The 10,387-nt window shown below is 61.5% G+C and carries 7 protein-coding genes and 1 pseudogene; all 8 read left to right on the forward strand.

Going from position 1 to position 10,387, the window contains the following annotated elements:
• Positions 1–211, forward strand: a 211-nt coding sequence (locus VEZ38_RS00285) for a carboxymuconolactone decarboxylase family protein (protein WP_414694629.1), incomplete at its 5' end; no start/stop codon positions are given.
• A 233-nt stretch (positions 212–444) separates the two neighbouring features.
• The gene (locus VEZ38_RS00290; protein WP_324890753.1) at positions 445–1,782 is read left to right on the forward strand and encodes a sugar ABC transporter substrate-binding protein; all 1,338 of its coding nucleotides are present in this window, start codon (positions 445–447) and stop codon (positions 1,780–1,782) included.
• Positions 1,783–1,877: 95 nt separating this feature from the next.
• Complete coding sequence (locus VEZ38_RS00295) at positions 1,878–2,726, forward strand: sugar ABC transporter permease (RefSeq protein ID WP_324890755.1); 849 nt, start codon at positions 1,878–1,880, stop codon at positions 2,724–2,726.
• Positions 2,727–2,754: 28 nt separating this feature from the next.
• Positions 2,755–3,579, forward strand: a complete 825-nt coding sequence (locus tag VEZ38_RS00300; RefSeq protein WP_324890757.1) for a carbohydrate ABC transporter permease — start codon at positions 2,755–2,757, stop codon at positions 3,577–3,579.
• A gap of 45 nt (positions 3,580–3,624) precedes the next feature.
• On the forward strand, positions 3,625–5,427 hold the full coding sequence (locus VEZ38_RS00305) for a sensor histidine kinase (protein WP_324890759.1): 1,803 nt from the start codon (positions 3,625–3,627) through the stop codon (positions 5,425–5,427).
• Positions 5,424–6,650 (forward strand): response regulator, encoded by a 1,227-nt coding sequence (locus tag VEZ38_RS00310; protein WP_324890761.1) that lies wholly within the window; start codon positions 5,424–5,426, stop codon positions 6,648–6,650. The genes VEZ38_RS00305 and VEZ38_RS00310 overlap by 4 nt, the downstream gene beginning before the upstream one ends.
• Positions 6,651–6,851: 201 nt before the next feature.
• Positions 6,852–9,326 carry a PA14 domain-containing protein gene (locus VEZ38_RS00315; protein WP_324890763.1) on the forward strand — a complete coding sequence of 825 codons (2,475 nt, stop codon included), beginning with the start codon at positions 6,852–6,854 and terminating at the stop codon, positions 9,324–9,326.
• Positions 9,327–9,459: 133 nt separating this feature from the next.
• A pseudogene (locus VEZ38_RS00320) lies at positions 9,460–10,387 on the forward strand (hypothetical protein); the annotation flags it as partial.

The following is a 10,387-nucleotide window of genomic DNA, read 5'->3' on the forward strand; positions in this document are numbered from 1 at the left end:
GTTCTACACCGAGCGGGAGCGGGCCGCGCTGGAGCTGACGGAGGCGGTGACGAACATTTCGTCGAACGGGGTTCCTCAGGACGTGTACGAACGGGTGCGCGGTCAATTCGACGAGGGGGAGTACGTCGCGTTGGTTATGGCCATCAACACGATTAATGCATGGAATCGGCTTGCGCTGTCCACGGGTATGGTCCCGAAGGCGACGTCGTGAGCATCGCGGCCCCGAACGATACGCGCGAAGAAATAGCATAGCAAGACAGATCGATCGCCCTTCCACGGCCGCTCAACCGTGGGGGGCGATCTTTTTGCGAAAGGAAAAGTAATCCCCCCGGCGGATGCCGAAAATATTGAACAGTATATTAGAATTACCTAATGGGGAAGTGAAGCGTTTTCATATAAGATCGAGGTGTAAGCAAACACATAAGCGAAGGGGTACGAAGACGCATGAAACTTTGGAATCATCGAAAGACGTTCGGCCTGTCGATGCTGCTTTCCGCGAGCTTGCTCGCAACCGCGTGCAGCACCGGTGCGGCCGGCGGGGAGGCGGGGAGCGGAAGCGTCTCCGGCGAGCAGGTGACGATCAAGTACATTATGCTGACGGACTGGGTGGAGAAGCTGGAGCCGATCAATCAGGCGTTCATGAAAGAGCACCCGAATATCAAAATCGAGATGGAAAGCTACCCGTTCGACCAGCTGTTCGAGGTGATCGAGATGAAGGGCGGCGGCGGCGAGGACACGTTCGATATCGTCTCCGTCGACGTGCCGATGGTGTCCGGGTACGGCTTCCGCGACTATCTGCTCCCGCTGGACGCCTATTTCGACGAGGCCGATAAGGATAAGTACATTCCGAGCGCGGTGAACGCCGGCACGTATAAGGGCAAGTTTTTGGCGCCACCGATGAGCTCGTCCTCGCAGCTCCTCTATTATAACAAGAAGCTGCTCAGCGACGCGGGCATCCCGTTCCCGTCGGAGAACATCGAGGACCGGTTGACGTGGGAGGAGCTCGCGGCGAACGCGCAAAAGGTCGTTCAGCAGGCGGATCCGAGCCGCAACAAGAACATCTGGGGCCTCAGCTTCGATCAGATCAGCCGGCCGTACCAAATTCTCGCGCTGCCGAACGCGCTCGGCGGCAAGGGCATCGGGGACGACGGCGTGACCGTCGACGGCGTGCTGAACTCGCCGGAGTGGGTCGAGGCGATGACGTTCTACCACAAAATCCATAACGAGCTGAACATTAGCCCGAAGGCGCTGAAGCCGCAGGAGACGACGGAGCTGTTCAAGGCCGGCAACGTCGCGTACTTGGTCGGCGGCCCTTGGAACATCGGGTCGTTCCTCGAGTCCGAGACGCTCGACTTCGGCTACGCGCCGCACCCGACGTTCGAGGGGCACGACGCGGCGACGCCGACGGGAGGCTGGCATCTCGGCGTCAACAAGCATTCGAAGCACCCGGACGAAGCCGTCGAGTATATCAAATACATTACGGCGGAAGAAGGCAGCGACATGTGGTTCGAAGCGGAAAAGGGCCCCGCGACGAAAGCGCTGCTCGACGCGATCAACGACGACAAGGACGGTAAGTATTCCGCCTTCCCGGAGAGCGCATTCAAGATTATCGCGTACGAAGCGATGAACACGGCCGTGCCGCGTCCTCTGACGCCGGGCTATCGCGAGTGGGAGACGACGGCGGCCGCCGCCATGGAAGATATCCGCAACGGCGCGGATCCGAAGAAGTCGCTGGACGACGCCGTCGCGCAGCTGAAGACCGCATTAGAGAAGTATAAATAATCATTTTGGACGCGCGGCGCGCATCGCTTCCGCGGAGCCGGCGCAGCGTGTTGCCGCCGGCCCCCGTGCCGCCGGGATCGGGGATGGAAACGCGCATGGATCGTTCGACGCCTTGGAGAGTGCCCTATTCGTTCGTTTTGCCGGCCTTGCTGCTCCTGTTTGTCTTTAAGCTATACCCGATCGTCGTCTCGGCGGTCGGCAGCCTGTATCAAAGGGATGCGTTCGTCGGTTTCGGAAATTACACGTCCTTGTTCGCGGATCGCGTCTTCGGCGCGTCCCTGAAAGCGACGCTGCTCTTTAACGTCCTCGTCAATCCGATTCAGATCGCGCTTGCGCTGGCGCTCGCCGTCCTTGCGAATCGGAAGCTGAAGGGCATCGGCGTGCTGCGAAGCATCCTCTATTTGCCCGTCGTCGTCTCGATCGCCGTCACGTGCGTCGTCTGGGGCATCATGCTCAACCCGAACGGCGGCGTCGTCAACGGCATGCTGAACGCCGTCGGCATCCCGTCGCAGCCGTTCCTCACGAGCGCGGACCAAGCGCTGCTCTCGATTATTCTCATGACGACGTGGAAGGGCGTCGCCTATTGGATGATGTTCCTCCTCGCCGGACTGCAGGACATTCCGGAGAGCTTGTACGAGGCTTCTCGCATCGACGGGGCGGGGCGGTGGAACACGCTGTTCCGCATCACCGTTCCGCTGCTGAAGCGCCCGCTCGCGTTCGTAATCGTGGCCGACACGGTCGCCAACATGATGATGTTCGCGCCGAACTATGTGCTTACGAAGGGCGGACCGGAGCTGTCGAACCACTTCCTCATGTACGAAGCGTTCAGCTCCGCATACCGGTACGTGGACATGGGGCGCGCGTATTCGATTACTACGTTGCTGCTTGTCATCGTGTTCGTCATCGTCAGCCTGCAGGCGCGATTGATGCGGGCGGATCATTGACGGCGGCCGGCGGGGAAGGAGAATTCGAATGGCGAGATTCGGCTACTACGCGCTTCTTCTGCTGGTCGCGGCCATAACGCTGATTCCGATCCTCTGGGCGTTCAGCTCGTCGATCCGGGCGACGGAGGACATCTTCCGGCACGCGGCGCCGCTGACGTTCCGGACGTTCGTGCCCGCGGAGCCGACGCTTGAAGCCTACGCGAATCTGTTTACGAAATACCGCTTCTACCGTCCTTTGTTCAATACGGTGTGGATGGCCGCCTTGAACATCGCCGGCGGCTTGCTGCTGAACGCCTGGGCGGCATACGCCTTCGCGAAGTTCCGCTTCCCCGGACGCGACCTGCTGTTCGCCGCCGTGCTTGTCAGCATCCTCGTGCCGTTCGAGGCGGTAGCGATTCCGTTGTACGGGCTCGTTCGGTCCATGGGCCTGTTGGATACGCCATATGCGCTGCTGCTGCCGGCGCTCGCGAACGGCCTGGTCATCTTCTTGTTCCGCCAGTTCTTCGAGGCGTTCCCGGACAGCGTCATGGAGTCGGCTCGCATCGACGGCGCGGGCTGGCAGCAAATTTTTTATAAGCTGCTCGTGCCGAACACGGTGCCTGTCATGATCAGCGCCGGCTTGCTCATTTTCCTTACGCAATGGGAGTCGTTCTTCTGGCCGCTCATCGCGGTCAAGCAGGAATCGCTGCTGATGCTGCAGGTCGCCGTGACGCGCTTCTCGACCGAACGCAGCACGTTATGGGCCGAGGTGTACGCGGCTTCCATCGTGTCGATCGCCGTCCCTGCGCTGCTGCTGCTGCCGCTGCAGAAATATTTTATGAACACGATGACTACCTCCGGGTCCAAGGAATGACGCACGTGTGGTAAGATCGAAGAAAACGGCGAGGGATGTTTTCCGATGGAATACGGCCCGAAGGCGCGATTTCGCGCGCGGTTCTCGCTTACGTTAAAAACCAAGCTGCTGGTCTGCTTCCTGATCGTAGGTACGATCCCGGTGCTGACCAGCGGCTTCTTCTCCATCGTGCGCAGCCACGAGATCGCTTTGGAGCGGTCGCGCGAATATACGGGCGAGATGCTGAAGCAGGTCGAGAAGCATATTCAATCGAAAATCCAAACCGTCGACAACCTGGCGCTCAGTACGATGATCAATCGCTCCTTGATCGAGCTGCTGAACCAGGAGGACGACGTGGCGAAAGGCCGGAACAAACGAGAGGTGGAAAATTATTTAAAGAGCCTGCTGATCAGCTACCGGGAGCTTTCGAGCATCGTCATCGTCGATCGGGTCGGAACCGTTTACACCGGCAACGGTAAAGGGTTGTCCCGGGACTTTCGGCTGGAGGAGAGCGACCTCTTCCGTCGCGTTACCGAGGCGAAGGGGCGCCATATTTGGTTCGAGCGCCGGGAGAGCGTCATGATGGCGATCAACGAACGGCCCGCCTCCGTGTTTCCGTCCGCGGCGTTCATCAAAAGCATCTACCCGACGTACGGAGAGTACGAGGGATTTATGATGATCGACTTTCACGAGCGCGGGTTGATTTCCGTAATCGGGGAAATCTTCGCGGACACGCCGGGCAATTTGTACTTGCTGGACCGCGCGAAGCGATCGATGCTGCAAGCGAAACCGTCGGATGCGCCGTCGGCCGCCATCGAGGGCTGCGCCGCGGGCATGGACGGGGAGGCGGGCAATTACGCCTGCGACATCGAGGGGCGAGAGCACCTGGTATCGTACGTACGGAACGAGCGTACCGGTTGGTACATCGTCAGCGCCGTGCCGGTCGACTTCTTAGCGAAATCGGCGAACGACATCCGCGACGCGATTCTCTCGTTCAGCGCCATCGCGGGCGTGCTTGCGATCGTCTTTACGCTGATCATCACGCGCGGCGTCACCCTTCGCTTTACGCAGCTGCAGCGACTGATGCGCCGCGTCCAGGCGGGCGACTTCGCGGCCTCCATCCAGGCGGAGAAGCCCGACGAGATCGGGCAGCTCAGCAACGCGTTCGCGGAGATGGTCGCGCGGATCAACTCGCTCATCCGCAACAATTACGAGCAGAAAATTCGGGAGAAGAACGCGCAAATCAAGGCGTTGCAGGCGCAGATTTTGCCGCATTTTTTATATAACACGCTGGACTCGATCAACTGGATGCTCATCGAGAAGAAGGAATACCAAATCAGTCGCATGGTGACGGCGCTCGGCAACTTGTTCCGCACGAGCGTGAGCCGCGGCGACGGAATCGTTGCGCTGCGGGACGAAATTTCGCACGTCGAGGATTATTTGCTGCTGCAGAAGCTTCGCTTCGAGGACCGGTTCCGCTACGCGATCGATTGCGACGATGCGCTGCTGGAGTGCCGGATGCCGCGGTTCGTCCTGCAGCCGATCGTGGAGAACGCGCTCGTGCACGGGCTTGCGCGAACGAAGCGAGACGGGCGCATCGACGTGCTGGCGTACCGCGCGGACGATTCGCTCGTCCTCGAGGTGCGGGACAACGGCGTCGGCATGCCGGAGGAGAAGCGCGTTGCGCTGCTGCGGGACGATGCCGAAGGGGACGAACCGGGAGGACGGCTCGGCTTGCGCAACATACACGAACGAATGAGGCTGCTGTACGGCCCGGACTACGGGTTGACGCTGCTCAGCCCGCCGGGGATGGGGGCGATCGTCCGCGTCCGGCTGCCGATCGACGGGAAGGAGGAGGGCGCCGCATGAGAATCGCCATCGTGGACGACGAGCCGAAAATTCGCCGGGGGCTCCATGCCTGCATCGAGGGGATGCGGGACGAGTGGCGGGTGACGGGGACGGCCGAGGACGGGGAGAGCGCGCTGCGCCTGCTGGAGCGCGAGCCGCCGGACGTGCTGCTGCTCGATATGAACATGCCGGGCATGGACGGCCCGGCGCTGCTCGAGCGGGTGTCGGCCGACTACCCTTCCGTACGTTGCATCGTCGTGAGCGGGCACGCGGAGTTCCATTTCGCCCAGAACGCCATGCGGTACGGCGCGCTCGACTATGTGCTGAAGCCGATCCAACCGGAGAAAGTCGAAGAAGCGCTGCGGAAAGCGTACGAGTCGATTCGGCGGGAACGTTCGCGGGAGGAGGAGCAACGCTACGTCGAGGGGTCGCGCCGGGAGCTGCGGGAGAAGCTGCTTCAGGATTTATTGTTCGGCGCGGCGCCGATGCGCGAGGAAGAAGCGCGCGGGAAAGCGGAGAAGCTGGAGCTCGAGCTGCTGCCGAGGTTCGTCGTGTTCACGCTGAGGGTGGCCCTCGGGTCCTCCGAGCACGGCGCCGAAACCGCGAGCGGCCTGCTCTGCGAGCTGAAGGCGAAGGCGCAGGCCGCGCTGGAGGCGTCCGGCGGCGGGTTCGCGCTGCCGGACGGGGCCGACGGGCTGGCGCTCGTCCTGCGGCTCGGCGCGAAGCCCGCCGAGGACGAGGCGCGCATCGCCGCGGCGATGCGACAGTTCGCCTCCCTCGGGCGGGGCGGCCTCGAGCTGCGCGTCGGCGCGGGCCGGCCGTGCGAGGCGCTGACAGAGACGGCGCGCTCGTACGCCGAGGCGGCCGCGGTCCGCAACGCGCCGCGCGGCGAGGAGCCGCCCCGGGACGAGAGCGGCTATTCCTTGGTCGTCCGAGGCGCGATTCGGTATATGCGGGAGCATTATCCCCGCAACATTAAGTTGTCGGACATCGCCGACAGCGTTTACGTGCATGCGAATTATTTGTCGGAGCTGTTCAAAAAACAGACCGGCGAGAACGTCATCGACTTCTTGACCGACGTCCGGGTGGAAGCGGCCAAGCGGCTGATCGTGCGGAACGAGTATAAAATTTACATGGTCGCGGACAGCGTCGGCTTTAAAGAGCCAAGGTATTTCAGCCAAGTATTTAAGAAGAAAACCGGTCTGACGCCGGCGGAATACCGAACCAAATACGGCCCGCCGTGAGGGGGCTATATGCCGGGGGGCGCGTGCAAGTCCCGAAAATATTCGACGGAAGCCGAAGGTTACCGCCTATTCAATGAAGCGCTTACATTCTACGATGAGGAGGAGAGGGGAGGGGGATAACGCGAAACACGCACGCAACGCGAAGAATGCACGCAAGATGACCGCAACCGTATCGATCATCGCGAAAGAGGGGATTCGTTCATGTCAATCGCAAGCAGCAACATATCGTTCGGAGCAAGCAGCCTCGCTCCGGGCAAGCGGCGTTGGTGGCGCACGGCGCTCGCCGCCGTCGTCTCGCTCGCCGTCGTCGTTCCGGCCGGCGCGGGAGGGCGCGTCGCGGACGCGGCCGTGACCGCGCCGCCGGTGCCGCTGATCCTTGACACCGACATTCTGGACGACGTCGACGACGTCGGCGCCATCGCGCTCGCGCACGCGCTGCAAGACAAAGGGGAGGCCAACATTCTCGGGGTCGTGGTCGATACGAATCATCTCAAATCGGCTTACTGCGTCGACGCGCTTAACACGTATTTCGGCAACCCGAACATTCCGGTCGGCATCAAGTATCCGTCGTCCTCGGCCAACACGAACCGGTACCCCGACAATTGCGCCGGCTTCCCGCAGGACTTAAGCTCTACGACCGTACAGGAGGGCTGGAAGCTGTACCGGCAGCTGCTGGCCAATCCGAACTACGACGACGTCGTCATCGTCTCGCTCGGCTTCATGAATCAGCTGTCCGCGCTGCTGAATTCCGGTCCGGACACGATCAGCCCGCTCACCGGCGCGCAGCTCGTCGCGCAGAAGGTGAAGGAGCTCGTCGTCATGGGGGGGACGTACCCGAACGGTGCGGACTACTTTAACTTCTATTACGACAAGACGTCCGCGAAGAACGTGATCGACAATTGGCCGGGACGCATCGTCTTTTCCGGCGAAGGGGCGAACGTCGGCACGGGCTGGCAGCTCGACCACTCCCCGGACACGAGCCCCGTCAAGAAAGCGTTCCGCGATTTCCTCGGCTGCGACGCCTCGCCTTCCTGTACGCGACCGAGTTGGGACGAGGTCGCCGTCTACGCGGCCGTACGCAAGAACGACGGCCTCTTCGCCGAAATCGGACCCGGCACGGTAACTTATAATCCGTCCGACAATTCGACGGTCTACACGTCTACGCCGAATAAAAACCACTATTATTTGGATCAGCTCGTGACGAACGCGATCGCGGCGAACGCGATGGAGCCGTTGGTGTCGTACGTGCCGTTCGATCAGGCGACCGCCTTCGTCAAAGGGATCAACATCAACGGCGCGGCGGTTACGATCGACGGCAACGCTTGGCTGTCGCATACGGCCGCCCAAGCGGCCGGCTTCTCGGTCGGCACCGGCGTTACGCTGACGAGCAATTCGGTGGCGGCGCACCCGGCCGTCGACGCGAGCACGTCGAGCATGTTGACCGCCGGCCTCAGGAAATCGAGCACGGCGAACCTGTCGCAGACGATCCCGAACGGCGCGTACTACGTCTCCTTCTGGGTGAAGGAGGAGCTCGGCGCAGGTTCGTACGCTTACAATATTGTTTTGGAAAATACGACCGTCGGCGAAGTCACCTCCGCCCAAAACGGCGGCTGGAACCGTTACGGGCCTTACCCGGTGTCCGTCATCGACGGCGTGCTGAACATGGATCTCGCGCTGAACGCCGGACAGGTGGGCCTCCACGGCATTGAAATCCGGCAGGCGCCCGGCGGGACGGGCAGCCTCTCGAGGGAATATTGGTCCGGCATCGCGGGCACGTCGATCGCTTCGATCCCGTTGAACAGTCCGCCGAGCGGCACGTCCTCGCTGTCGAAGTTCGAAGGTCCGGTCAACTGGAGCGACAACTACGGCACGCGCATTCGCGGCTACATTACGCCGCCGGCGACCGGCACGTATACGTTCTCGCTCGCGGGCGACGACGACAGCGAGCTGTGGCTGAGCACGAACGACAACCCGGCGAACAAGTCGAAAATCGCCTACTTTACCGGCTACACGGCGCTGCGCCAATGGACGAAATTCCCGACGCAAACCTCCGCGCCCGTCTCGCTTACGGCGGGGCAACGCTACTACGTGGAGGTGCTCCATAAGGAAGGCGTCGGCTGGGATAACTTGTCCGTCGGCTGGACGGGGCCCGGCATACCGACGACGACCGTCATCGCCGGTCCGTATTTGTCGCCGTACACGCTAACGTCCTCCGGCGGCGGTTTCGTGAAGGGGATTAATATTAACGGGGGGGCGGTAACCATCGAGGGCAACGCCTGGCTGTCCTATAGCGCGGCGCTATCGTCCGGCCTCACGGTCAGTACGGTCAATACCGCAACGAACACCCGCACGCCGAGCCCGGCGACGGACGCCGACACGACGTCGATGCTGCGCACCGAAATTTGGCGTACCGGCAACGCGACGCTGAACCAGACGCTTGCGAACGGCAATTACGCGGTGTATCTCTGGGTCATGGAAGATTACCAAGCGAACTTCCGCAGCTTCGACGTAAAGCTGGAAGGAACGACGAAGGGTCAGATCGCTACCGGCGCCGTCGGCAGCTGGGCGAAGTACGGCCCGTACAACGTCTCCGTGACGGACGGTTCGCTCACGCTCGACCTCGTGCGCATTACGGGGGATATTTTGCTGCAGGGCCTGGCGATTTACCAGCAATAAGGAGGTACGGGTCGTCTAACGACGGCCCGTATTTTTTTTCCATAAAATTATAGACGAGATCAACCTAACGCTCTATAGTCGTCTTGAGATTCGGTTATCGCTATATACCTCGGATTCATAAGGAGGAAATCCAATGATTTACTCGCAGTTGTTCGCCAGCAGCGGAAGAACGACGCCTGTTCGGGTCGGATTAATCGGCGCGGGATTTTTCGGGACGTCGATCGCGACCCGGTCCTTCGTATGCGCCATGCTGGAAGTATCGGCGATCGCCGATCGCGACATCGGGGCAGCCGCGCGCGCCTTCCGCAGGTCCGGCGTACCGGACGAGCGCATCGCCATATGCGACAGCCGGAACGCCGCGCTGCAGGCCATGGAACGGGGCCGGTTCGTCGTCGTCCAAGACGCGATGCTATTGATGGACCTGCCGATCGACATCGTCGTCGAATCGACGGGGATCCCCGACGCGGGCGCCATTCACGGACTTGCGGCCATTCGGGCGGGCAAGCATCTTGCGATGGTGAACAAGGAGACGGATTCGGTCGTTGGCCCGATTCTTCAGAAGCTGGCCGGGGACGCCGGTCTCGTCTACACCCCGGTGGATGGAGATCAGCACGGATTGATGATGGGGTTGATCGCATGGGCTCGCACGCTGGGACTTACCGTCTTAAGCGCCGGGAAGTCGAGAGGGATCGAATTTTTGCACCATCGAGATGTTCATACGGTGACCTCGACCAACGGCAATCGTGTCGACATTCCCGAGGACAAGCGCAGGTTTCTTAAGCCCATTCCACCGGGGAGAGCCGCGGAATATATTCAGGAGCGGAAGGAGCTGCTGTCCGCATTGCCCCCCCAGGCGCCGTACGACTTATGTGAGATGGTCATCGCGGCGAACGCCATGAATTTACGCCCCGACGTGCCCGATTTGCACGGGCCCGCCGTCCGAACGTCCGAAATCGCGGAAGCATTATGCCCCGAATCCAGCGGAGGCATCTTAAAGCTCGGAAAAAATGCCGTCGATATCATAACGACCCTAAGGGAGCCGCACGAAGCCGGTCTCGGGG

This window comes from Paenibacillus sp., assembly GCF_035645235.1.
Taxonomy (GTDB): domain Bacteria; phylum Bacillota; class Bacilli; order Paenibacillales; family YIM-B00363; genus Paenibacillus_AE.

Bases quoted from the DNA above. Each gene is read 5' to 3' on its own strand.
- VEZ38_RS00290 (WP_324890753.1), top strand. From the start codon at position 445: ATGAAACTTTGGAATCATCGAAAGACGTTCGGCCTGTCGATGCTGCTT.
- VEZ38_RS00295 (WP_324890755.1), top strand. From the start codon at position 1,878: ATGGATCGTTCGACGCCTTGGAGAGTGCCCTATTCGTTCGTTTTGCCG.
- VEZ38_RS00300 (WP_324890757.1), top strand. From the start codon at position 2,755: ATGGCGAGATTCGGCTACTACGCGCTTCTTCTGCTGGTCGCGGCCATA.
- VEZ38_RS00305 (WP_324890759.1), top strand. From the start codon at position 3,625: ATGGAATACGGCCCGAAGGCGCGATTTCGCGCGCGGTTCTCGCTTACG.
- VEZ38_RS00310 (WP_324890761.1), top strand. From the start codon at position 5,424: ATGAGAATCGCCATCGTGGACGACGAGCCGAAAATTCGCCGGGGGCTC.
- VEZ38_RS00315 (WP_324890763.1), top strand. From the start codon at position 6,852: ATGTCAATCGCAAGCAGCAACATATCGTTCGGAGCAAGCAGCCTCGCT.